General features: G+C 45.0%; 20 protein-coding genes. 6 read left to right on the top strand and 14 right to left on the bottom strand.

Features of this window, described 5'->3' with window-relative positions; translation table 11 throughout:
* Nucleotides 1-2 precede the first annotated feature (2 nt).
* A complete protein-coding gene (locus tag L0U88_RS06760; RefSeq protein ID WP_234864900.1) occupies nt 3-1,421 on the bottom strand; it encodes a sialate O-acetylesterase in 1,419 nt (472 codons plus the stop codon).
* A gap of 66 nt (nt 1,422-1,487) precedes the next feature.
* A complete protein-coding gene (locus L0U88_RS06755; protein WP_234864899.1) occupies nt 1,488-1,892 on the bottom strand; it encodes a hypothetical protein in 405 nt (134 codons plus the stop codon).
* Between the two features lie 90 nt (nt 1,893-1,982).
* Between L0U88_RS06755 and L0U88_RS06750 the strand changes: the two genes are divergently transcribed.
* Nucleotides 1,983-2,132, top strand: coding sequence for a hypothetical protein (locus L0U88_RS06750; RefSeq protein WP_234864898.1), 150 nt, complete (start codon nt 1,983-1,985; stop codon nt 2,130-2,132).
* Between the two features lie 10 nt (nt 2,133-2,142).
* Here the strand turns inward: L0U88_RS06750 and L0U88_RS06745 are convergent, their stop codons facing one another.
* The 4 genes from L0U88_RS06745 to L0U88_RS06730 are packed head-to-tail and all read right to left on the bottom strand — an operon-like array spanning nt 2,143 to nt 8,435.
* Nucleotides 2,143-3,774 carry a hypothetical protein gene (locus tag L0U88_RS06745; protein ID WP_234864896.1) on the bottom strand — a complete coding sequence of 544 codons (1,632 nt, stop codon included), beginning with the start codon at nt 3,772-3,774 and terminating at the stop codon, nt 2,143-2,145.
* A gap of 33 nt (nt 3,775-3,807) precedes the next feature.
* Nucleotides 3,808-4,953 (bottom strand): DUF4249 domain-containing protein, encoded by a 1,146-nt coding sequence (locus L0U88_RS06740; RefSeq protein ID WP_234864894.1) that lies wholly within the window; start codon nt 4,951-4,953, stop codon nt 3,808-3,810.
* 2 nt (nt 4,954-4,955) lie between these two features.
* Complete coding sequence (locus tag L0U88_RS06735) at nt 4,956-7,682, bottom strand: TonB-dependent receptor (RefSeq protein ID WP_234864892.1); 2,727 nt, start codon at nt 7,680-7,682, stop codon at nt 4,956-4,958.
* Between the two features lie 9 nt (nt 7,683-7,691).
* The gene (locus L0U88_RS06730; protein WP_234864890.1) at nt 7,692-8,435 is read right to left on the bottom strand and encodes a hypothetical protein; all 744 of its coding nucleotides are present in this window, start codon (nt 8,433-8,435) and stop codon (nt 7,692-7,694) included.
* Here L0U88_RS06730 and L0U88_RS06725 point away from each other — a divergent pair.
* From L0U88_RS06725 to rbp, 3 genes are all read left to right on the top strand, one after another.
* On the top strand, nt 8,423-9,910 hold the full coding sequence (locus tag L0U88_RS06725; RefSeq protein ID WP_234864888.1) for a S10 family peptidase: 1,488 nt from the start codon (nt 8,423-8,425) through the stop codon (nt 9,908-9,910). The genes L0U88_RS06730 and L0U88_RS06725 overlap by 13 nt on opposite strands.
* A 2-nt stretch (nt 9,911-9,912) precedes the next feature.
* On the top strand, nt 9,913-11,025 hold the full coding sequence (locus tag L0U88_RS06720; protein ID WP_234864886.1) for a family 20 glycosylhydrolase: 1,113 nt from the start codon (nt 9,913-9,915) through the stop codon (nt 11,023-11,025).
* A gap of 146 nt (nt 11,026-11,171) precedes the next feature.
* Nucleotides 11,172-11,450 (top strand): RNA-binding regulator, encoded by a 279-nt coding sequence (rbp, locus tag L0U88_RS06715; RefSeq protein WP_234864884.1) that lies wholly within the window; start codon nt 11,172-11,174, stop codon nt 11,448-11,450.
* A gap of 13 nt (nt 11,451-11,463) precedes the next feature.
* On the opposite strand, the gene L0U88_RS06710 is transcribed toward rbp, so the two are convergent.
* Genes L0U88_RS06710 through L0U88_RS06685 form a run of 6 tightly spaced genes read right to left on the bottom strand, consistent with a single transcriptional unit; the run spans nt 11,464 to nt 19,082 of the window.
* Nucleotides 11,464-12,837, bottom strand: a complete 1,374-nt coding sequence (locus tag L0U88_RS06710) for an aldehyde dehydrogenase family protein (protein ID WP_234864882.1) — start codon at nt 12,835-12,837, stop codon at nt 11,464-11,466.
* The gene (locus tag L0U88_RS06705; RefSeq protein WP_234864880.1) at nt 12,834-13,541 is read right to left on the bottom strand and encodes a gamma-glutamyl-gamma-aminobutyrate hydrolase family protein; all 708 of its coding nucleotides are present in this window, start codon (nt 13,539-13,541) and stop codon (nt 12,834-12,836) included. Before L0U88_RS06705 ends, L0U88_RS06710 begins: the two co-directional genes overlap by 4 nt.
* Before the next feature lie 3 nt (nt 13,542-13,544).
* Nucleotides 13,545-14,696 carry an iron-containing alcohol dehydrogenase gene (locus L0U88_RS06700; protein ID WP_234864878.1) on the bottom strand — a complete coding sequence of 384 codons (1,152 nt, stop codon included), beginning with the start codon at nt 14,694-14,696 and terminating at the stop codon, nt 13,545-13,547.
* A 9-nt stretch (nt 14,697-14,705) separates the two neighbouring features.
* A complete protein-coding gene (locus L0U88_RS06695) occupies nt 14,706-16,067 on the bottom strand; it encodes a glutamine synthetase family protein (protein ID WP_234864876.1) in 1,362 nt (453 codons plus the stop codon).
* The gene (gene eat, locus L0U88_RS06690; RefSeq protein ID WP_234864873.1) at nt 16,000-17,400 is read right to left on the bottom strand and encodes an ethanolamine permease; all 1,401 of its coding nucleotides are present in this window, start codon (nt 17,398-17,400) and stop codon (nt 16,000-16,002) included. Before eat ends, L0U88_RS06695 begins: the two co-directional genes overlap by 68 nt.
* A gap of 53 nt (nt 17,401-17,453) precedes the next feature.
* Nucleotides 17,454-19,082, bottom strand: a complete 1,629-nt coding sequence (locus L0U88_RS06685; protein WP_234864871.1) for a sensor histidine kinase — start codon at nt 19,080-19,082, stop codon at nt 17,454-17,456.
* A 175-nt stretch (nt 19,083-19,257) separates the two neighbouring features.
* On the opposite strand from L0U88_RS06685, the gene L0U88_RS06680 reads away from it, so the two are divergent.
* On the top strand, nt 19,258-20,259 hold the full coding sequence (locus L0U88_RS06680; protein ID WP_234864869.1) for a sodium:calcium antiporter: 1,002 nt from the start codon (nt 19,258-19,260) through the stop codon (nt 20,257-20,259).
* 5 nt (nt 20,260-20,264) lie between these two features.
* Nucleotides 20,265-22,838: a cation-translocating P-type ATPase gene (locus L0U88_RS06675; protein ID WP_234864867.1), complete on the top strand. Its 2,574-nt coding sequence runs from the start codon at nt 20,265-20,267 to the stop codon at nt 22,836-22,838.
* Here L0U88_RS06675 and L0U88_RS06670 read toward each other — a convergent pair.
* On the bottom strand, nt 22,823-24,079 hold the full coding sequence (locus tag L0U88_RS06670; protein ID WP_234864865.1) for a DUF819 family protein: 1,257 nt from the start codon (nt 24,077-24,079) through the stop codon (nt 22,823-22,825). The two genes, L0U88_RS06675 and L0U88_RS06670, sit on opposite strands and share 16 nt — an antisense overlap.
* Nucleotides 24,080-24,088: 9 nt before the next feature.
* Nucleotides 24,089-24,475: a DUF1801 domain-containing protein gene (locus L0U88_RS06665; protein WP_234864863.1), complete on the bottom strand. Its 387-nt coding sequence runs from the start codon at nt 24,473-24,475 to the stop codon at nt 24,089-24,091.
* Nucleotides 24,476-24,508: the final 33 nt, after the last annotated feature.

Here is a 24,508-nt window from a genome sequence, read left to right as displayed (position 1 = left end):
TTTTAATTTTCAGGAATCTGTTCAATGGGGAAATGATCCGTCCGGAATGGTGCAAGTGGTAGCCCTGCAGCTGACTCCATATTTCCGATGCTGGTATTTCCAAAACCATATCGTACGAACATGGGATTTTTAAGATCCGGATGCCAGAGAATTACATTATTTTTTTCAATTTTCACTTTGGGTACGAGCCAGTTGGTACCATTGATATCAGAGATTAACCAGCCCTCCGGATTGGCACCCTTCATACGGATTCCTTTTTCTGCATAGTTGAACTTCACGAGGATTTTGCCTTTTTCAATAGCAGATGAACTGTACTCCGGACTCCTGTAGTCTGCAATTGGCAAGTTATACGTAGATGCAAGTGCATAATTGGCAAGCCGGGTGCCCACGGGCTTTTTCCTGGAAGGGTGAATATCAGTAACTGTATCTACCAGGTCTGTTATAACAACCATGCCTGTATTGGGATGAGAGGCTGCTGCAGCCTGGGCCTCGCGCAAAAGTGCGCCGATACCGGTAGTTCCATATTTAAACGGTGCTATCTGAACATAATAAAAAGGCAGGTCTTTTTTCCATGCAGCCCGCCAGCTGTCGATCATGCTGGTAAACAATTGCCGGTAGGTGGAATAGGTGCCGGTATTACTTTCTCCCTGGTACCAGATCACACCTGCGATTCCATGAAGGGTAATAGGTGCAATCATTCCATTATAAGCTTGCGCAGGGGCAGTTGGCCACCAGGCCACTTTTTTCAGTTTTGCTGCTGCTGCTTTGAGTTGGGGATCAGCAGTAACCACTGCCTCCGGTGTCCAGGCCTCAGCAGGTGTTCCACCCCAGCTGACATTGATCAAACCTATAGGAACATTCAGTTTTTCATGGAGATTTTTTCCAAAGAAATACCCCACGGCACTGAAGGATTTCAACTGGTTGGAATCGGCTTTTGCCCATGAAGCTTTCAGGTCATCCTGTGGAAAATCAGCGCCGGTTTTATTTACGTGAAAGAGGCGAATGGAAGCATTGGCTGCTGTTGGAAATTCCGGCGCGATATCCTTCACGCCGTTGTAAAAACTCCACTCCATATTGGACTGCCCTGAGCACACCCAGACTTCTCCAATCAACACATCTTCCAGTACGATCGTATTTCTGCTGGTGATGGTGATGGAATAAGGACCTCCTGCGGCAGGAGTTTTTACTTTGAGTATCCATCTTGCCAGGTCGGACGCGGTTGTTTCATATTGCTTTTTATCCCAACCGGTAGTTACTGTTACTTTTTCACCCGGACCAGCCCAACCCCAAAGATTGACAGAGTCTTTTTGCTGAAGAACCATACCGGATTGAAGAATAGCGGGGAGTCGCAATTGTGAAAAACCGGCACTGCAGATCAGGATCAGCAGCGCTGGCAGGCATCGTTGAAGGAAATTTTTCATTTTCCTAAAATACAAAAAGGGGCCCGGAAGCCCCAAAAAAATTAAAGGTTAACCCTACACTTGATATTATAATTTAGAAACTACAACATCTTCAACTACTGTACGGTTCCGATTAATCTGGAAAACCTCGGTTTGAACTTTACCATTAATGGTTATAGCAACTTTCAGTTGAATTGGCTCCAGGCTGGAGTTATCAATCTGGAATTTGCGGGTAATTTTCTTTTCAGAGGTAGTTGCGGTGTACAGAACATATCCGTCGAGGTCTCTGAGTTGAACAGTTATTTCTTTTCCTTCTTCGTTGTCGAGACTGATTTCAACAACAGGAGACTGGTTATTGCTACCAACGTATTTTACTTCAACAGGAACACGGTTTTTGTTTACTCTTTTTTCGGTGTTAGCCAAAACAGGATTGGTTGATACAGCCACCAGCGCAGCGATTGCCAAACTTGCCAACACTGACTTCAGATTCATACTTGTGTTTTTCATTGTAATTCTTTTTGCGGTTAGATAATTTAAAAAACTCTTTGCGGCGGCAATCGGAGATGGTAGCAATAGTTGACTATGGAAGTAGCAATCGGAAGGGATACAGCAAAAATAGAACGGCATTCCCTTTACTGCAAGCCAAGTTTTATTGATTTTACTTACTTTAAACCTCTTAAAGAAATACTAAAACCAGCTACAGGAAAGGATTTCAGCGAATTTTCGGGATGATATCCAACGACTATTTCACCTCAAAAACGGCCACTTGCTCAAAGGACCTGTGCCTTTTATCAATACCCCTGATAAGTACTTTATAAGATCCTGCCTGATCGGATGTATAAAACTGAAAGGGAATGAATGAACCTGTTTTACTCTTTTCCAGAGCTGGATTCCAATACAGCAGCGAGCGTCGATCCGGAAGCTGCTGCATTCCCGTTTGCTGAGTTGAATAATCAGGATCAATAAACAATCGCTCCTGTTGGATGCCAGGGAAAGACAGGATGATGGCATCTTTGCTGATGGCTGATCGCCCGCCGGTACCTGCATAGGTCCTGCACACCAGCACCCCTTCTTTTACTAAATTTCCTATTCGTATTCGCTGCGTATATACATCAATGGATTTTACTTCCTGTGGATCCATTTCCATCAGGATGGCAGGATCCCAAACCGGGATCCCATCAATTAAAATCAATGGATCTGTTTCAAAAAATCCCGGGATCCACTTATTACGTATGCGTATCTGATAACTGCTATCCTGAACCCTTACCCGTACTTCACTGATATACTCCCTAAAGATCTCCTGCATGGTCTTAAAGCGGATATACTGATCAAGCTGATACCTGGTATCCGGTTTACCCAGCTGAAATGAATCTTTCTCCAGTGCTGAATCCGATTCTTTAGGAAAAAGTAGTTCTTGTAATTGCAACTGTACAAATCGTTGCCGGAATAATTCATGATGGGCTTTCGTTAATTCCGGAAAGGGGCCTGCCTCAAATTTTTCAGCAGGCACAAAAACCGGAAGCATTTCTATAGTGGCGGTTCGTCTGTTAGTTGCAGCACCCACTTGCTGAATAATGAGATCCCCTTTTTGGAGTGCAGGTCCGGGATTGAACCAACTTATCCCCTGCCGGTTGGTTTTGCCAACATTGAGCACAAAGGAGGTTCCAGGTTGCACCAGGGTCACCAGCTGATTTTCAATTGGCTGCCCGGTTACAGCATCCATGATACGTGCCTGGAACAAAGGTCCCTCCCACTCTGGCAGGTAAACAACCTGCTCCGATTGAATCGGTTCTTGTTGGGCACTTATTGAATTGACAGGAACAATAACTTCCTCCAAAGGAAGCACGGAAACGGTGAGTGCAATAAAAGGATTTTCTTCATCCACCGGTAATGAGCCAGCCACCAATGATCTTTTGGAATAGTGTGCCTTATCAAGCTGAATGTCTGCAACCGGTATTGAAGAAGGATTCTCTGTCCACCTGCCAGCATGCTGACCAAAATAACTGGTATCATAGGGATTGAGTACCCAAATGGATTGACGGTAAAAACTTTGTTCACCCCAATTCTTCATCCATGAAGAATAGATTCTTAATTCACAGGCACCTGATGCCATGGAATCAGGAATAGAGAAACTGCCTGCGCCTCTACCCTCATCTAACAGTACAAGTTTTTGTAGAAGGGATTTTTTTTGATCATTAATCAGTTCAACCTGCACCACCCTGCTTTTTTGTGCGGCAGTATTGGTTTCTCCTTCCAGTACCAGAATACTGAAAAAAAGAGATTCCCCCGACAAATAAAGCGACCTGTCGGTTTGTGCAAAAATCCTTTCAGGATGTGCGCGCTGTGCATCGGCGTTGTTATATAATACCGTCAACAGAAACAAGTATAGAAAGCGGATACACATGGTTTACCAAAATGAAGGTTTTTGATTGGTGCCTCCTGATAAGCGACAATCCAGGCAAAGCTTTTTACTTAGTACTAGTCCGGGTGGTTGCCCACTTGAAAAATACCAGAATCCATATTCCGGATCCGAGTAATTAAAAATGGTAAAATCAGTCGGGTTAGAGGGAACATTCCGCACACTGCAATCATATCCGGTTGTAATAAGTGGCCAGTTATCCAACTCCTGGTTATTAACAAATATTCTCTTCTCGGTAGTTTGCCCTACAGCAATGTAGCCAATCACCGGCTCCTCTGGATCTGAGTCAGATTGTATATTCCCATTTAATTGTGAAGGAAGCGGATCAAAAATACCACCCAGCTCTTCGGAATTCTGTTTCATTAATCTGTAATAACGATACGCTTCCGGCGTGATGGCATACTGCCTTACCAACATGCTGTAGCGGATGGACAACCGCTTATCGGGTTTAGAGATCGTATGCAAAGGAGCCTTGAATACAACAGCAGATGAAAGTCCGGTTGTTGTTCCTATCAGCAGTTCTTTTGAAGGATCCGTGATCCAGCAGGAAGCCGTCTGATTGGTGGCATCTGCTTCCACAATTCTCCCATTTACTACTGCCCAGAAGGAAGGATTTTGTGCCGTTGTCTGATAGGTTTCTTCAAATTCCCACCGGTAATATTGCTGTTGATTGGAGGGATCCTTTGTATAGAGAAAAAAGTTCAGATCAGGGTTTGCTTCCCAGGCGATACTATCAATTTCCGGTGCAATCAACACCCTTTCAAATGCAGACCGATAGGAACGGTTATCTGCAGTGCGAATAAGCAACCGATAGTTGTTCGCAGCAGAAAGTTGCAGGGGAGCACTTATATAAACACCTGAATCATTTAATGCCTCCAGCCTATATATTGATCCATCCGTGCCTTCAATCCTGAGTTCTGCATTGTTCACCGGGTATTGAAGCGTGGTATCTCCCAGACTCTTTGAAAAGGACAAGGTAAACCGTGACACACCACCTGGAGAAGCATTGATCAGTCCATCTACCACCAGGAATTGGTTGGGTTGCTGCTGCACGGGGGCTATATAGGGTTTCCTGCAGGCCATCGCACTCAGCAGGAACACCAGCAAATAGTTATATAGCAAGGAGGACCGCATCTTTAAAATTTTATTTTATAGGATACAAAGGGAATGATCGTACCAAAAATGGACAGCTGATAGCCATTGATAGTACCCTGTTCCTGAACATAATAAACAGAATAAGGATTCTCCCTGGCGGTGATATTATAGGCTCCTACTGACCAGGCATTATGGAATCGTTGATTCACTTTGTGATTGCCCTCAATGGTAAAAGAAATATCGGACCGAAAATAATTCGGGATCCTGTATTCATTTCTGTCAGAATAGATCAATCCGGTTACACCACCCTGGTTGAAAACTGCTATCGGTAAGGTTATCGGTCTGCCTGAAGTAAAAATCAGATTCCAGGACAAACTCAACCGGTGTGAAAACCGATAGTTCGCAATCAGGTTCATATTGTGCGGGCGATCAGCATTGCCCGGATAATAGTTGCCCCTATTAATCAACTCTCCCGCCAATGGATCATCCTGTTTGAGCAAAATCCGTGAGTAGGTATAACTGAACCAGCCATTCAATCTGCCGTCCGGTTTTTTCAGTAAAAATTCCGCGCCATAGGCCTTACCCCTTGTATTGATCAAATCAGTTTCAAGATGTTCATTGAGAAGCAGGCGGGCACCACTTTTAAAATCGAGATAGTTTGCAATTCTTTTAAAATAAACTTCAATAGAAGCTTCCCATTTATTGGAAGCAAAACTTCGATAATAACCTGCTGATAACTGCCAGCCTTCCTGCGGACGAATATGCTGATCACTCAACTTCCAGATATCAGTAGGTGAAATAGTAACTGTATTCGATAACATGTGCAGGAATTGCCTTGTTGTGGTAAAGCTTGCTTTTATCGAACTGTTTTCTGTGAGCAGATAGCGCATGCTCAGTCGCCATTCGGGTGCAGTCCAGCGCTGTATGGTTTCACCTTTTCGGTATTGCAGTGTATCGATGATGGTAGTGGTATCTTTGGGTTGCCCCGGCAGGTATTTAAACTCTGTACCCGGACCAAAATGCTGAAACAGATTCCACCTGACTCCAGCACTTATAGATAAATTGGAATTGATACGATACTGATCCCCCAGGTAGATAGCAGTTTCCAATGCCTGCTCCCGGTTCAATTTTTTGGGTTGCACCAGGGAAGAAGTTCCAAGAGGGTCATAATTGCCTGGCTGCAAACTGTAGTAGGTGGATTGCAAACCTGCGTTGAGCTGGTGTTTATCATTCAGGAGCCAATTGAAATCAGACCGGAAAAATTGCTGATTGATAGCATACCTTAACCGGAAGGCATTCACCTGGTTGGTTGCACTTTCAACCTGGTATTGGTAATGATCCGTACCAATTGTAAATGTTCCGGAAAGCAGGGCGTTGAACTGATGTTTCCATTTAATATTCAGGTTTCTGTTTCCATATTGAAAACTGGTATCACGGTTAAACCGGAAAGCATCCTCGCTCAGGTACCCGGTCAGATAGAGTGTGTTTTTTTTATTAAGGTTAAAAGCAGTACGCAGGTTGATATCATAAAAAGAAGCCCTGCTTTGTCTGAATGCCTTATCAGGCAATTGGTTCATGATCCAGTTGGAGTAACTGGTTCGGGCTCCCAAAGAAAGGGTTGCTTTCTCTTTTTTAATAGGTCCGCCTATGCTCAATGAACTGGTAAGCGGACCAATTCCTGCATTGCCTGTCCATTTTTTTGCATTACCATCCTGCAAGGTTATATCAAGAACAGAGGATAATCTGCCACCAAATTTTTCAGGAATACTGGCTTTGTATAATTCTACCTGTTTAACCAGGTCTGGATGAAATGCAGAAAAGAAACCAAAGAGATGCGTAGGATTAAATACGGTAGCATCACCCAGCAGGATCAGGTTCTGATCGGCTGTTCCACCCCGAACATTAAAGCCATTGGAAGCTTCACCTACTGAAGTAACACCGGGTAGTGACAATACCACTCTTAATACATCCGTTTCCCCAAAAATAACCGGGACCTGTTTAATGGTTTGAATATTGAGCCGGCTTGCTCCTACCTGCAGGCTACGGGTAACAGAACTTTTTTCTGCTGTTACAACTACAGCCTGTAAACTTTTAATTGCCTCCTGCAGTTCAATATCCAGCCTTCCATTCTGGTTGAGCTGCACCTGTCGCTGGGTTGATTGCATACCCGCACTGTTAATCTTCAACAGGTATCTGCCTCTTGGAAGTACGATGGAATAGTAACCATACACATCCGTATAAACAGTTTTGGATTTACCGGCTGCAAGAACTTCAGCAGTTGCCAGTCCTTCGCCAGAGGAAGCTGCTTTTATATAGCCAGATAATACTACAGTTGATCCGGCGGGATTCTTATCAACATCTCCAATGGTAATCAACCTGTTTTCTACAGGCAATACTTCCTTTTCAGGAAGTTCTGGCTGTTTGGGGATTATGGCTGCTTGACCTGTTCCCGGAAACTGAGTCAGTACCGGTTTGCCCTTTGAAAGGTATACAGATCCGTCAGTATCCTCAGCTACAAACCAACCCCGCTTGCCCAGCAATTGATCCAATAATTGAATTTTGGTGAGATCACTAACGGTGAGCAGTACCTGCAGTGTATCCAGTTCACCAGGCGGATAAAATATCCGGATCTTTTCCTTAGTTTCTATCAGCTGTATCAGTTGAGGAAAGGAAAGCGAATAGGTACCAGAATAGCGGTTCTTTTCCTGACCAGTACCTGGTAGTTGCAGCAGTAAAAAACATCCAATAAACAAGAGGAACTGTTTCATACTGCTGCTTTAAAGCGTACTATTTATATAGTGAACAACCGATCGGATGAGTTGATCCGGATTCTTCCTGAAAGACCATCGGTTTTTTCTGATCAGGCTTTTGATTTCTTCTGACTGCGCTGGTGCCAGTTGCAGGAGCTGTTTTTCAGTTTCTATCCAGTTCCATCCAGTGGCAGATTTGACTAGCCATTCAGGTCGATCTTTGAATGCAGGTAAAACATTTGCATCCGGTCCGGATGGCTTCTGTAATACCTTACGATGCCTTTTATACAAAGTAATGGGTCCTCTTTCTACCAGTTCCATCAATTCATTAACCGCCCTCCCATCCACTACCTGTATGACCGGAAAAAAATACCTCCCTGCAATTTGCAGTGAATCCACCTGCTCCGTAATTAATGAAATCAGATTATTACTACCATCATTCGTAACAAGCGCAGGCTGATGAATATCCAGCTGAACTGGTAAATTGCGATAGATGGTTTTATTGTAACTGAGAGTGCAAGCCAGCAGGCTGTCTGTAAGAAAAAAAGGATGCCCGTTGGTTTTGTATCCAATCCGCATATAACTAAAGCCAATGAAAAGCGGACGGTTCATTCCAAGGGTACTATCATATTTATGTTGCCAAAATGGATTCTTCGTTTGCGCATGGCTTTGCAGGCAAAATAGCATGCAGAGAGGAACCATCAGGGTGAAAAAGATTACCCTAAATAGTTTTACATTCATACTGCAAACATGGGAATATGATAAAAGCATTCGTTCTGGTTAGCTTGTTGACACAACTAAGTATAGCTACCGTTGCACAATCCAGGAATAATTTAATTTTTAATCCTGATACGAGTATTGTAACTCCACAAGAAGTTCAGGTAAAAGGCCAGAAAATTACATATAAGGCAATTGCAGGCACTTTACCGGTATGGAATGAACAGGAAAAAGCAATAGCCGGACTCTTTTACACTTATTATGAGCGAACTGATATAAAAGACAGAGCCAACCGGCCACTGATATTTTCATTTAATGGAGGCCCGGGGTCTGCTTCCGTATGGATGCACCTGGCCTTTACAGGCCCCAAGATCCTGCATATCGACGACGAAGGCTATCCGCTTCAGCCTTATGGATTCAAGGACAATCCCCACAGCATCCTGGATGTGGCAGATATCGTGTTCATTGACCCGGTAAATACGGGCTTCTCCAGGATCGTGGATTCCACTGTTCCCAAGTCGACCTTCTTTGGTGTGCAGGCAGACATCAAATACCTGGCGGGATGGATTAACAGTTTTCTATCCCGTTACCAAAGATGGGCATCCCCCAAATACCTGATTGGAGAAAGTTATGGCACTACCCGGGTATCCGGACTCGCACGTGAATTGCAGGAATCACAATGGATTTACCTGAATGGTGTGATCCTGGTATCTCCCACTGAACTGGGTATTGAAAGAGGAACTGCCACCGATGCTGCGCTGCGGCTGCCCTATTATGCAGCCACAGCTTGGTATCATAAAAAATTGCCGGTAGAACTTCAACAAAAAGATCTGCTGCAGGTACTTCCCGAAGTGGAAGAATTTACCATGCGTGAAGTATTACCCGCAATCCACAGAGGCGGACAACTCAGCCCTGCGGAGAAAAAAAAGATAGCTGCGAGAATGGCGAACTACTCCGGCATTGCTGAACAGGTTTGGTTGCAGCATAACCTGGATCTGCCTGTCACTTATTTCTGGAAGGAGTTGATGCGAGACAAAGGATTTACAATTGGCCGGCTGGATTCCCGCTACCTGGGCATAGACCGAAAAGAGGCAGGAGATCGCCCGGATTACAATGCCGAATTAAACTCCTGGTTACATTCTTTTACTCCACCCATCAATATGTACTTGAGAGAAACACTGAAATACAAAACGGATTTCAAATACAATGTATTTGGGAATGTTTCACCCTGGGATCGCAGCAATGATCAAACCGGTGAAGACCTGCGCAAAGCAATGGCCATGAATCCTTATCTGCATGTGATGGTGCAATCGGGATATTATGATGGCGCCTGTGATTATTTTAATGCGAAATACAATCTTTGGCAACTCGATGCCGCCGGAAGATTTACGAACCGAATGAGTTTTAAAGGATATCGGAGCGGACATATGATGTATCTTAGAAAAGAAGACCTGGCGAGCAGCAATGAAGACATCCGTCAATTCATTAAGCAGAGCCTGCCAGCATCCAATCAACCGGCAAAATATTAATCATGATTCCAGTAAATAATATCCGGCAGTTTTGTTTGTTATTAATGCTTGTTGCTAATTTGAACGCAACTGCACAAAAACCGATCATTGATTCCTTTCCGGTGCGCGCCTTCAGCATTGCAGCTCCAACACAACAAAATCTGGATTCTTTCCTGGTATTCATGCAAAAAGAACTGGCACCCCGTAAAATTAATCGCCTGGTATTACGGGTAGATTATGGTTACCAGTTTCAATCTCACCCCGAACTCATTGACACTCCTTTTCTCCGGAAAGAAGATGTAAAAAAACTGGTGACTACTGCGCGCAGCAATGGAATAGAAGTTATTCCACAGATTAACCTGCTGGGTCATCAATCCTGGGCCAGTAAAACAGGTAAGCTCCTGCGGGTGTACCCCCAGTTTGATGAAACGCCCTGGGTAGAAATGCCTGAAAAATATGAATGGCCCAATAAAGACGGGCTCTATTGCAAAAGCTACTGCCCTTCTCACCCGGATGTGCACAAAGTAGTTTTTTCCTTAATGGATGAATTATGTGATGCCTTTGAATCAACAGCTTTTCATGCCGGAATGGATGAAGTGTTTTATATAGGAGAAGAAAAATGCCCGCGCTGCGGAGGATTGGATAAAGCAGAATTATTTGCGAAAGAACTAACACTCATCCGTAACCGATTAGCAGCCAGCAACCGCAAACTCTGGATCTGGGGTGATCGTCTCATTGATGGAAAAACAACCGGTATTGGCATGTGGGAAGGCAGTTTTAATTCCACACATCGTGCCATTGATCTGATTCCAAAAGATGTAGTCATCTGCGACTGGCACTATGAGCGGCCAGATAAAACGGCGGTATATTTTGCTATGAAAGGTTTTTCTGTAATTACCTGTTCCTGGAATAAACCCTCTGTGGGTGTGCAGCAGGTGCAGGATATGGCGGAGTTCCGGCAGTCTGCAACCGGCCCCATGAAAGAACGTTTCCTGGGTGTGATGGAAACTGTATGGTCGCCCGTAACGTCTTTCTTCACAGGCTATTACGATAAAAACAAAGACGATCGGAAACAGCCACAGGTCAATACTCCCTGGAACTGTTTCAGGGCGATGTTTCCGGCAGAATCAAAATAAATCCCTTCATACCGATTTATAAGTCTACCTTGAGCGGGTTAACGATTTGAGTTAATCAGCATCTTGTAAAAGAATCCCTTCTTAATTGCCTTCAATTACCTCCTGCTTTTTTCCTCAGAAAATTTTCATTATAAAAATTTACTGAAATGAACATTTATGTATCCAACCTCGGATTTGGGGTTCAGAACGAAGAATTAGAGAAGTTATTCACTCCCTATGGAGAAGTTTCCTCTGTAAACGTAATCATCGACAAAGTTACCAATAGAAGTCGCGGTTTCGGATTTGTAGACATGCCAAATTCTACTGCAGCTGAAAACGCGATCAAAGAATTGAATGGTGTTTCCATGGAAGGAAGAACCATCAAAGTAAATGAAGCCAAGCCACGCGAAGACCGTAGCAAGTCAAGCGGCCGCAACTTCTATTGATTCTTTATGCAATTTATTTTCTGAGATGCCAGGCTTTGGGTTGAACAAAGGCACGTATCCCACTGTAAGATAAAGTAGAACCCAGACCCGAGTCCTTTCTTCCTGACCAGGGAAGATTTGCACTCACACGGTCGCAGCAATTCCAGTATACCGTTCCGGTATTCATTTGCCTTAGGATTTTTTCTGCTCTTTCTTCATTGGAAGTATATACAGCCGCTGTTAATCCATAACTGGTATCTTTCATTAAATCAATAGCCTCCGAATCATTACTTACTTTCTGAATGCCAATAACCGGACCGAAACTTTCTTCCTTCATCACACTCATGTTATGATTCACGTTGGAAAGAACAGCCGGCACCATATAATAGCCCGGTTGCTGAAGGCGATAACCACCTGCTATTAATTCCGCTCCTTTGTTTTGCGCGTCCTGGATCTGATCAAGGATAAATGCCAGTTGCTCTTTTCGGGTAAGCGGACCGATATCAATTCCTTCCTCTTTTGGATTTCCGATTTTTAAGGCCTTCGCCTGCTCAGTAAATGACTTCAGGAAATCATCGTACACTTTTTCGTGCACGTAGATTCTTTCCACCGCACAACAACTCTGACCATTGTTGTATACCACTCCTTCCAATGCAGCACCAGCCACCTGGTTGATATCTGCCACTTCATCCGTAACATACAAAGGATCCTTGCCACCCAGTTCCAACTGACAGGGAACCATTTTCTCCGCAACTTTGGATGCAATGATTTTCCCGGTGCGATTGCTTCCCGTGAAATAATATCCATTCAGAGGAAGATCCAGCAGATAACTTCCCACCAGTCCGCCGCCCAATACTACCTGGAATACATTTTCGGGTATACCCGACTGATAGAGCAAATCACGAATGGCGAGTCCGGTTAAGCTGGAAAACTCAGATGGCTTATACAGCACTGCGTTCCCTCCAATCAAAGCAGGAATAAACACATTCACACCTACCAGATATGGATAATTCCACGCAGAAATATTGGCGATTATACCCAGGGGTTCATAACTGATTCTCTCTTTGGTAGCTCCATCCAGTACCATCCACTCATCCTGCAACCATTTCTCCGAATTATTGAGGAAGAAAGCGATTCGCCCTCTTGCACCATTGATTTCATTTCTGGCCTGCTGAATGGGCTTACCAACTTCATCACTCAGGGTTCCTGCCAGCTTTTCGATTTGCTCTCCTAAAGCCTGGTCAAATCGGCGGATGCAATTGATTCGTTCTGTCAATGGAACTTCCGCCCAGGCTGACTGTCCCTTTTTTACCAGGTTATATTTTTCCTGAATGGTTTGCTGGTTGTCTTCATCCAGCGTTGCCAGTACTTCTTCAGTAGCCGGATTTATAACGTTAAATGTGCTCATGATTGTTCTCGGATAGTTTGTATAAAATGTTCTTTAATGGCTTGTGATAATGGATTCTTTTCTTTGTTCAGCATTCTTTCCGGATGCCATTGCACTCCAATCAGAAATGGCTGATCCTTTTCATCTTTCCACTCAATTGCTTCAATCAGGCCTGTATCATCAAGTGCGCTGATTCGCCAATTACCTGAAAGCGTTTCCTTATCCAATGCCTGGTGATGCGCGCTGTTCACCTGTCCAACTGATTCCGCTGCCCATGCTGCCAGCCGGCTTCCGGGTTGCAGTTGTACCGTGTGTTGTTTATCCTCGTCGGTATCTTTTTTATGCCGGCGATTCTGCTCCCCCAGGTCCTGGATCAGCTTACCTCCTTCCAGGGTGTGAACCAATTGCATACCCCTGCAAATTGCGAGTACTGGTGCCTGTTTTTCTTTGGCGTGCCGGTAAATGGCAGCTTCAAACTGATCACGATCCGGTTGATAGGTATCAGGTTGATTTGGATATACCGCAGCACCCTGGTAATAAACAGGATCAATATCTACACCACCTGTCAATACATAGGCATCGCATTGCTTAACCGCCTTATGGTCGGGTGTTTCAAACGATAACAACACCAGCTCCAGGTCTTGGCCAAGATCTGCTTCCGTAAACCAATCCCAGTAATTCTGGAAATTGGTACGAGAGAAACTGATCCCGATTTTCTTTTTCATCTCCTACAGTGCTTTTTTATAAATCGCCAGGAAATCTTCCCTGCTTACCGGTTTGGGGTTGTTGGGATGACAAAAATCTGCTTCCGCCAGGCTGGCCAGGGTTTCCAGATGTTCTTCTTTAACCCCGATTGCAGCCAGGTTTTCGGGTAAGCCTAACTGTTCGTTCAGATCAAACAGATAAGATACCAGAGAAGCTGCATCTCCGCCAGAAACATTCATTGCCTGTGCCATTCGCTGGAAAGCAGGTTCCAGTCCGGGTGCATTAAAATCCATTCCATAGGGAAGATTCACCGCATTCGCCAATCCGTGGTGCGTATCCAGCAAAGAGGAAAGCGGATGAGCCAGGGAGTGCACAATGCCCAATCCTTTCTGAAAAGCAACAGCGCCCATCAAAGATGCGATCATCATTTTGGAGCGCGAGGCCAGGTCCGGAGCAGTGGTTGCCTGCACAATTGATTCACTAATCAGGGTCATACCCTGCAAGGCGATGCCTTCACACATGGGATGAAATCCTTTCGCAATGTAGGCTTCCATATTGTGCGTCAGTGCATCCATACCTGTAGCGGCTGTCACAAAGGGTGGCAGATCCATGGTCAGTACGGGATCAGCAAATACCATCTTCGCCAGCAACTTGGGAGAAAAGAGAATGCGCTTCCGGTGTGTATCATCTTCAGAGATAATCGCACTGCGACCTACTTCACTTCCTGTTCCACTGGTGGTGGGCAGCGTCACGAAATAAGGCACTTCTTCTGTTACATATTTATCACCACCAATCAGGTCATCGTAATCAAACAAATCGCGGTGGTGATGAATGCTTAATGTAATAGCTCTTGCCACATCCATACCGGCACCGCCACCGATACCTACAATACAATCTGCACCGGCATCCTGGAATGCCTGCTTGCCGGCCAGCACATCCGACTTCACCGGGTTTTTATGAATGTTGGAAAAAACATCCGGCTTTAATCCCAGTCGCTCCAGATCAGCAAGGATCTTTTTAAAGAAAGGTAAATCCCGCACGGTAGGGTCTGTAACTACTAAAGGGCGACTAAATCCGGCTCCTTTCAAATGAGGCCCCAATTCTTCGGATGCCCCTGCACCAAAACGAATGGTAGTTGGAAAATTATACTGACGTACTACATCAAAACTTGTCATAAACTGCTATTAAATGATTTCTAAATATCGTTGTGTTTCCCAATTGGTTACTACTTTGGCAAATGCTCTCCACTCCCACTCACGTGATGCGGTGAAATGATCGGTGAAGGCATCTCCAAATAATTCCCTGGCAACCGGTGAGTTTTTCATGGCTTGGGTAGCTTCATGCAGGTTGGATGGCAATATACCATGTACCTTATTCGCATATCCGTTACCGACAGTCTCCGGAATCTCCAGTTTCATTTTGTGTTTTATTCCATATAAACCGGCAGCCAGGCAGGCAGCCATCGCCAGGTAGGGATTGCTGTCAGAACCTACTACCCTGGTTTCGAGTCGCGTTGAATACGGACTGCCCGGCAATGCGCGCAATGCGGTGGTCCGGTTATCTACTGCCCAGGTTAAGGTAGTGGGTGCCCAGGCCCCTTCTACCAATCGTTTGTAACTGTTGATCGTTGGTGCCAACATGGGCAATATATAGGGAAGACAGTAGAGTTGTCCGGCCATATAACTTTCCATTAACCCACTGATATGGTTAGCCGAACTGCTGCTGTAAAACAGGTTCTCTGATTTATCCAGTGTCCATAAACTCTGGTGCACGTGGCCACTGCAACCTGGCAAGGTTTCACTCACTTTAGCCATAAAAGTAGCCAGGTAACCATGCCGGTGCGCGATTTCTTTCACGCCTGATTTAAATAAAACCGCCCGGTCGGCAGCTTCCAGGATATGCCCATACAATACCGCTGCTTCATAAACACCCGGACCCGTTTCCGTATGCAAGCCTTCAATAGGCACACCAAATTTGGTCAGTTGATCAAAGAGGTCCTGGCAAAAATCGGACTGCTGGGAAGCTCTCAGTATGGAATAACCGAACATGCCCTGAGTGATTGGTTCAAGGGATTGAAAATCCCGGATCTTAGATGGGCGCTTGTAATTAAACCATTCAAACTCCTGGCTGAAAGAAGGATAAAAACCCATGGCTTTCGCTTCAGCATCAATTTTTTTCAGCAGGCTACGCGGACAAATATCAAGGCTGTAGCCCTTTTCATTGGTGAAGTCAGCCAGGAAGAAGGCACCATTCTGCTCCCAGGGAATTTGGCGGAAGGTGGAAATATCAATAGTGGCCTGTGCATCCGGATAACCGCTGTGCCATCCTGTGTACTGCACATTGTCGTAGGCTACATCACTGGAATCCCATCCAAACACCACATTGCAAAATCCAAAACCGGATTGTACAACTGATTTGAATTTATCCCAGCTAATCAGTTTACCGCGCAGGATACCATCCATATCCGTAACGGCGATCTTAACCTTTGTGATCGATTGACTCTCCAGGTAGGTTAACAGGTCCTGAAGTGATTGGGTGTTGCTCATCAGCATTATTTTTTACGAAGAAATAAAACCAGGCATAGGCAATTGCCAGAATTCCAAAATAGAACAGGCTTAATACAGGATACAGCGAGATCATGGCAATCATACAAATAATGCCAATGATCAAAGCGATCACAGGGAAATAAGGATAAAACGGAACTTTAAATGGACGTTCCAGGTTCGGCTCCTGTTTACGTAACCGTAACAAGGTAATCATTGAAAGAATATAAAGTGTTACCGCACCAAAACAGGCAATGGTAATAATAGAGCCTGTTTCACCGGTTAACAGGGCAAGAATCCCGATACCCATGTTCACCAGCAAAGCTGTTGCCGGCGTTTTGAATTTGGGGTGAATGCGCCCCATGGATTTTATAAAATAACCCATCCTGCCGAATTCAAAACTGGCTCTGCCCGCGGCGAGGATGATACCATGAAAAGAAGCAATGAGTCCCAGCAAACCGATGGTGATCAGTAAATGGTAAATCCAGCCACTGTCGCCGGTTACCTTAGCCATTGCCAGTGGAAGCGGTGAATCAGATGGTGGTGCTCCCGGTGATGCATACACGATGGCTTCCCAGCCCGCAACTCCAACTCCCGAAACAAAAACCAATATACAAAGAATGATAAGGGTCAGCAAGGCAGAACCAAATCCTTTAATGATGGTCTTCTGCGGATTGATGGTTTCCTCCGCCACATTCGCAATGCCCTCGAGCCCAAGAAAAAACCAGATAGCAAATGGAATACAGGCCCAGATACCCGTGGTACCATGGGGCAATGCATTTTTCTCGAGATTACTCCATTCAAAATGAGGCAGTGTGATGCCGGCAAAAATCAATAACTCCAATACCGCAAATACGGTTATGATCAATTCAAAACTGGCAGCGGCTTTTACTCCAACGATATTCAGCGAGGTGAAAATAAAATAGGCAAAGATGGCAATCACCACCACGGGAACAGCCGGCAGAAAAATATGAAAATAAGCCCCAATAGCAGCAGCAATTGCAGGCGGAGCAAATACAAACTCAATCACCTGGGCCATGCCTGCAATAAAGCCCCATTTTTTTCCTAATGCCCGGTGGGCATAATCAAATACTCCTCCCGCTTTAGGGATGGAGCAGGCCAGCTCCGTATAAGAAAACGTAAACGTGATATAAAGAAGAATAATCAGACCGGTTGCGATTGCCATTCCCAGTGTGCCGCCTTCCGCTAATCCAAGATTCCAACCGAAGTACATTCCAGAAATAACATATCCAACTCCAAGACCCCATAGCATCAAGGATCCGAGTGACCTTGCCAGGTGAGTCTCGGAGGCTGTTGTTGGGTTTTGGGCCTCCATTACTTGCTTTTCGGTGAATTTAAGAAAAAACGGAATTCGCTTTTTTGGAAATTCTAGAGTGGAATGAGAATCTTTAACTGGCAACCTTCCCCGGGCATGCTGTGTACCCGGCAATCGCCTCCCAGGTGCCTGACCCTGCGATTGATATTGGACAAACCAATGCCCGGCCGATATTGATCTGGATCAAATCCAACACCATCATCTTCTACAATCAGCTGGATGGAATCTGAAACATATCTCAGTTCCACCAGCACGGAACTGGCATCCGCATGTTTGATGATATTGTTCACCTGCTCCTGTAGAATCCGATACAGTGCCAGTCGCACTCCCGGCTCCAGGCTGTTGATTTTTTTCCTGGAAACCAGTTTCAATTGAACCATCAGCCGGTTATCTGTTTTGAGCCTTTCCAATAAGCGCATAACCGCATCCGTGAGTGATTCGGTTTCGAGTCCGGGTACCACCAGGCTATGCGATAATTTCCTTGCTTCATGAATAGCTGTGAACACATCGTCCCGGGCTTTTTCCAGGTGCTCATCCTTTCTCGTGGTTTGGCGAATCGCCGTATCCAGCATCAGTTTAGCGGAAGCAAGCAGCTGTGTAATATTATCATGCAGCTCCATGCCAATTTCCATACGTTCCGATTCCTGAACAGCCAACGTATTTTTAAGGAGTTCCTTTTCTTTACTGGCTTCCTGCTTCTGAATCATATCCGTGATATCTGTCAGAATACCGGCGGTTGCATACACCTGGTTGTGTTTGTTAAGCAAAGGAAAACGAATGGAATAAAAATGACAGGTAACACCATCAATGAGGAGATTTTCCTGGATTTCCGTAGTGGTCCTGGTTTCGAGAACAGTTTCATCCAGGCTTTCATTAAGGTGTTCACCGGATTTGCCAAACACTTCTTCAAAGTTTTTATTCTTGAAGATGAAGCGTCCCAGCATGTCCTTCACATATACCATCGTGGAACTGTTATCAATAATCGATTGTAAAATCTGTTTGTTGTTTTCCAGTTGTTGTTTGGCCTGCAGGGTAGCCAGCTGGTTTTTGTATAATACATAACCGGCAAAAAGTACCAGGATTACAAGGGTTACCAGCAACAGCACATACAATCGCTGATCAATGGAATTGCCTAACTCCACATCAGCTTTTCGAACCTCCAGATTCCGCTGTTCTTCAGCCATGATTCCATCCAGCAGGTTGTGCAGATTTTTTTCATCTGTTTCGATCTGATTTCCGGAAGCCTGCCATCTCAGTAACATGCTTTGCAATGTCCTGAGCCGGTTCTCCTGTACAGCAGAATGTTTTTTTATAGAACGGATGGTAGCAATCTGTGCGTTCAGCCTTGATAAACCCGGACTTTCCTGGCTACCCTGAAGCTGTTCATTGATCTCCGTTCTCAGTTGGATGGTTGCCATCAGCACAGTCCTTGACTCCTCCAATTGCGCATAGGCCTGCTGGTTAGACCGGTTGTTTTCATATAATTTAATGCCCAGCAATAAAATACCGGTAACGATTACCAACCCCATCAGCAGGAGCCGCTCTTCCCAACTTAATTTTGAATTGTTGATTTTTTCTCTGACACCCTCACTAAAGAGGGAATTCCACCATTGGCGTACGGATTGCAGCAATCCAGTAAAACGATCCTTCATTCCCCCTGAGCGGGAAATGTGTTTTTTCATACCAGGATGGATTTTTTTTAAAAAATACAACAAAATGTGTGAATAAGCAAACTCAGCGCCGCATTTATTGTCAATTAAGCAGGATCATTGTGTAACTTGACAAGAATCAAGTATTGCGCTTCGCAATTGACAGACTTTCGCAGGATGCCTATTAAAATCACAAAATGAGTTTAGTATGCTGTATATCGCAGGATTTCTTTCATGCGCCCTCATCATTTTCTTTGCTGGCAGGCAATTATCAAAATATGGCGACCTGTTAGCTGAACATACCGGTTGGGGAAAAGCCTGGGTAGGGCTGATTCTGATGGCATCCATCACATCCCTGCCAGAACTGATGGTAGGTATCAGCTCTGTTGTTATTGTAAAATCACCAGATCTGGCAGTTGGTGATATATTGGGAAGTTGTGCTTTTAACCTGGGCATACTGGCTGTATTGGATGCATTTGTACCCAGGCGAAGACCAATTTTCAGTGAGGCATCCCCAAGTCATATTGTAAGTGCTGCTCTTGGAATTATACTACTGACACTTGCAGGCGCGGGTTTATTTCTCCCGGAGGACATATTGGTAAGTTCGATCCTTGGTGTATTCAGTATTATTTTTATTGTTGTCTACCTGGTTTCCATTCGTATCATTTTTTTACAGGAACAAAAAGTAAAAGCCGCAGTAGTTGTGGTAGAGGAAGTTCATATCAAACCCACTATTCCATTTGCTACAGTTGTTCGTAATTATATCATTTTTGCTTTCATTATAATATTGGCAGCACTCGCACTTCCCTACTTTGCAGATCATTTAGCAGAAACAGCCGGACTCAATAAATCCTTTGTAGGAACTTTATTCCTCGCTGCCAGCACTTCCTTACCTGAAATTGCAGTTTCGATTGCTGCTGTTCGTATGGGTGCATTGGACATGGCTGTAGGGGGACTGCTTGGCAGTAATATTTTTAATATCCTGATACTTTCACTGGATGATATTTTTTATCCCGGTGGTCCATTACTAAAGGAAGCGTCGGATAGTCATCTGTTATCGGTACTGGCAACAATTATCATGTCCGCAATTGTTGTAATTGGATTGAGTGTACGACCTGCCGGGAAACGATATAAACTGGGCTGGGATGCTTTGCTGATTTTCTTTGTGTACATCCTGAATCTAATTCTATTGTATCATCTGAATAAGTAATTACAATGAACTGGCATACCAAATCAATTGAAACAGTTCTCGCTGAGTTAAACAGCTCGGAAGCTGGACTGGACAATTCAGCTGTTGAGCAAAAAAGGGCGCAGTTTGGATGGAATCTCCTGCAGGAGAAAAAGAAGAAGCCGGCCTGGTTGCTTTTCCTGAATCAATTCAATGATTTCATGATCCTGGTACTGATAGCCGCTGCGATTATATCAGGAATTGCTGGTGATCTCACCGATACCATCATCATCCTGATCATCGTACTGCTGAATGCGATCATGGGATTTGTTCAGGAATACCGGGCAGAAAAAGCCATGGACGCATTAAGCCAGCTCGCCACTCCGCAGGCAACAGTAATCCGCAACCGAAAACCGGAACAGCTTTCTTCCAAAGAAATCGTACCCGGCGACCTGGTTGTACTCGAAGCAGGTAACCTGGTGCCGGCGGATATGCGCCTGCTGGAAGTACACAGTCTCCGGATTGAGGAATCCTCTCTTACCGGAGAATCGATTCCAATTGATAAGATCCATAAACCCCTGGAGGAAGCCGATAGCAGCCTGGGCGACCGGGTCAATATGGCGTATAAAGGAACCCAGGTGAGTGCGGGGCGTGGTGTAGGTATAGCAGTGGCTACCGGTATGCAGACAGAAATCGGAAAAATTGCCGGGATGCTGCAAACAGGAGATGCATTAACACCGCTGCAGAAACGCATGAATGAATTCGGCAAAAAACTCTCCTATCTGATTCTGCTCATCTGTGTTGCCCTGTTTGTTGTTGGCTTACTCCGCGGCGAAGAACCTGTATCCATGTTGCTGGTTGCCATCTCCCTGGCAGTAGCTGCTATTCCGGAAGCATTGCCAGCCCTGATCACTATTGCCCTGGCAAGAGGCGCCAAACGACTGGTTGCCAAAAATGCGCTGATCCGCAAACTGCCAGCTGTAGAAACCCTGGGCTCTGTTACGTTCATCTGTTCCGATAAAACCGGAACCCTTACCCAGAACAAGATGACGGTAGTGGAAACAGTGCCCTATAACGGTAAGGAAGAACCGAACTTACCAGCAGGCTTACTCGAAACCTGTATGGCCGTTAATCAGGATGTAAAAAAAGCAGCTGATAATAACTGGATTGGGGATCCTACAGAAATCGCACTCGTTGAATACATTTATAAAAACAAAGGAGAAGCGCTTTATCATCAATTGCAGGAAATACTGCCCAGGGTTGCTGAATTGCCCTTTGATTCAGATCGCAAATGTATGACCACGGTACACAGGTGGGAAAATCAATACCTCCTGATTTCAAAAGGCGCTTCGGAATCCATTGCACAAAGACTGGAGAAATCCTATGATCCAGGCCCCTGGCTGCAGGAAGCCAGTCGCATGGCCAAAGAAGGCAAACGAGTAATCGCCTATGCATACCGGTTAGTTGATCAGTTACCGGAACCATTCGATTACGATCAGGTGGAAACCGAATTGCATCCAGCAGGCATGGCAGGCATGATTGATCCTCCAAGGGAAGAAGTAAAAGATGCAATCAAAGCCTGTAAAACCGCCGGCATACAGCCTGTTATGATTACGGGAGATCATCCCGAAACAGCTGCAGCCATCGCCCGTGAAATTGGTTTGCTGGAAAAAGATGAATTGGTGGTGAATGGAAGAGAACTGGCAGCATTAACAGAAGCAGAACTGGATCAGAAAGTGGAACGAATTAAAGTGTATGCAAGGGTTTCACCAGAACAAAAATTAAACATTGTTCAATCACTCCAGCGCAAACATCATTTTGTTGCGATGACCGGTGATGGCGTCAATGATGCGCCCTCTCTGAAATCCTCCAATATTGGAGTGGCCATGGGCATCACAGGTACAGATGTAAGCAAGGAAGCTGCTCATATGATCCTGCTGGATGATAATTTCACCACCATTGTAAAAGCAGTAAAAGAAGGCCGGCGTATTTATGACAATATCCGGAAATTCGTTAAGTACATTATGACCTGTAATGGGGCGGAAATCTGGACCATCTTTATGGCGCCTTTATTAGGGATGCCAATCCCTCTGCTTCCCATTCATATTTTGTGGATCAATCTTGTAACAGATGGATTACCCGGACTTGCACTGAGTGCCGAAAAAGCCGAGGATGATATCATGCAACGTCCACCCCGGAGAACAGATGAAGGATTATTCTCCGAAGGAACAGGTTATCATATCGTGTGGGTGGGACTCTTAATGGCTGTAGTAACCCTTGGCACACAGGCCTGGGCTATTAATACCAATCACGAAAACTGGCAGACGATGGTGTTTACTGTTTTATCACTTGCCCAATTGGGACATGTACTCGCCATCCGAAGTGATCATACTTTCATTTACAAAAAAGGATTGTTCTCGAATCCTTCCCTGGCAATTGCAGTAGTAGGAACCTTTATCATTCAGCTGGGAGTGATCTATCTGCCTTTTGCGAACAAGATTTTCAAAACCGCGCCATTGAGCCTGCAGGATTTACTGATCTGTATCGGTCTTGCCGCGATTATCTTTCATGCAGTGGAATTGGAGAAATGGATCCGCAACAGATACTATCGCAGAAAATGAAAAACTGCCTGCATCAATAAGCCGCAGATATAAGCACCATAGGTACCCACCGCATATCCCAGAACCGCCAGCAACACCCCTACCGGTGCCAGGAACTTATTGAAAAAACCGGCTACCACGGGTGCAGAAGCAGCGCCCCCGATATTGGCCTGGCTTCCAACGGCCACAAAGAAATAGGGTGCTTTAATCCAGCGGGCAACCAACAACAGGACCGTGATATGAACCAGCATCCAGATGATACCGGTTAGGAAGAAAACCGGACTGTTTACCAATGCCTTCAGGTTCATATTCATACCAATGGTAGCAACGAGCACATACAGAAAAACAGTTCCGATATCAGAAGCGCCTGAATTTTCCAGCTTACGGAGTGGGGTAAACGAAGCAACCATACCCAGCGTAGTGGCAATGATTACAATCCAGAAAAAGGTACTGGTGAGACTGTAACTCGCAGAGGCAGGATAATTGGCAGCAAACCAGGGGGCCAGCCAATCACCTCCCAGGTGTGAAATCGCAGTAAAGGCAAAAGCAACTCCCAGCACCTGGATCCAGGGACTCACACCAGATTTCATGGCTCCCTGTTCCAGTTTTATTTGCTCCACGCGCTGCTCCAATTCTACGATTGAACTATCATCCGCACTCAGCCATTTGTTGATTGCTTTATTCCTCGTGATTCCAAAAAGCAGCACACCGGTCCAGATATTTCCGATCAGCACATCTACTGCAATCATTTGTCCGAATAAGGATTTACCGGAACCAAATACTTCCAGCATCGCCGCCTGGTTGGCTCCTCCGCCGATCCAGCTGCCTGCAATAGTGGCCAATCCGCGCCAGGTTTCCTCCCCTTCAAAATAGAGTGAATCCGGAAAGAGAACTCCTGTAATAGCCATGGCAATCGGTCCGCCCAGGATTACACCTATTGTGCCGGCAAAAAAGATCAGGATAGATTTGCCTCCGAGCCGACGCAAACTTTTAATATCAATACCAATGGTAAGCAGCACCAGGCTGGCCGGCAGCAGGTACCTTGAAGCCATTGGATACAAGGCTGATTGTTCTCCGGAAATAACTCCAAACGTATTCAGCAAAGCCGGAATAAAATAACAGAGCAGTAAAGCCGGAACCACACTGTAAAACTTCTTAAAGCCTTTATGCTCCAATTTGGAAGTATAAAAAACCAGTGCCAGCAGGCCCATCAAAATGCCAAAAACAACCGCATCATTGCTGATCAGAGGAGTCTGTTTCATAGGCTGGTATCAGGAAGTTAGTTTGATCCACTCGTTGATGATCTGCTGAATGGTCTTTTTTTTCTGCATAATTTCAATCATATCGCTAAAGGAAAGCAATGCCCGATCCTCAGCAGCCCATTCCAGCCACTGCTGGGTATCTGAACTGATTTTGCCTTTTAATTTGCGGGCTTTGATTTTTACACCACAATGAAATACCAGCCGGACCTTATCCTTAGCGCGGAGATTGAAGGTTACCCGGTCTTCACCGTTGATGCAATAACTGGGCGCATTCCATTTGATATGCTCCGTGAGATTTTTATTCGCTTCCAGAATAATTTCACGCAATTCCAGTATTTCCTGTTTGAGCGGATGCTCCAGGTCTTCCAGATAAGTTTGGAGATCTGTGGTTTTCATATCCGTTGAATTTTCCGGGATGAAAATACAGCT

Origin of the sequence: Flavihumibacter fluminis, assembly GCF_021491375.1 — a bacterium.
GTDB lineage: Bacteria > Bacteroidota > Bacteroidia > Chitinophagales > Chitinophagaceae > Flavihumibacter > Flavihumibacter fluminis.
This window is presented reverse-complemented; position numbering and strand designations above follow the sequence as displayed.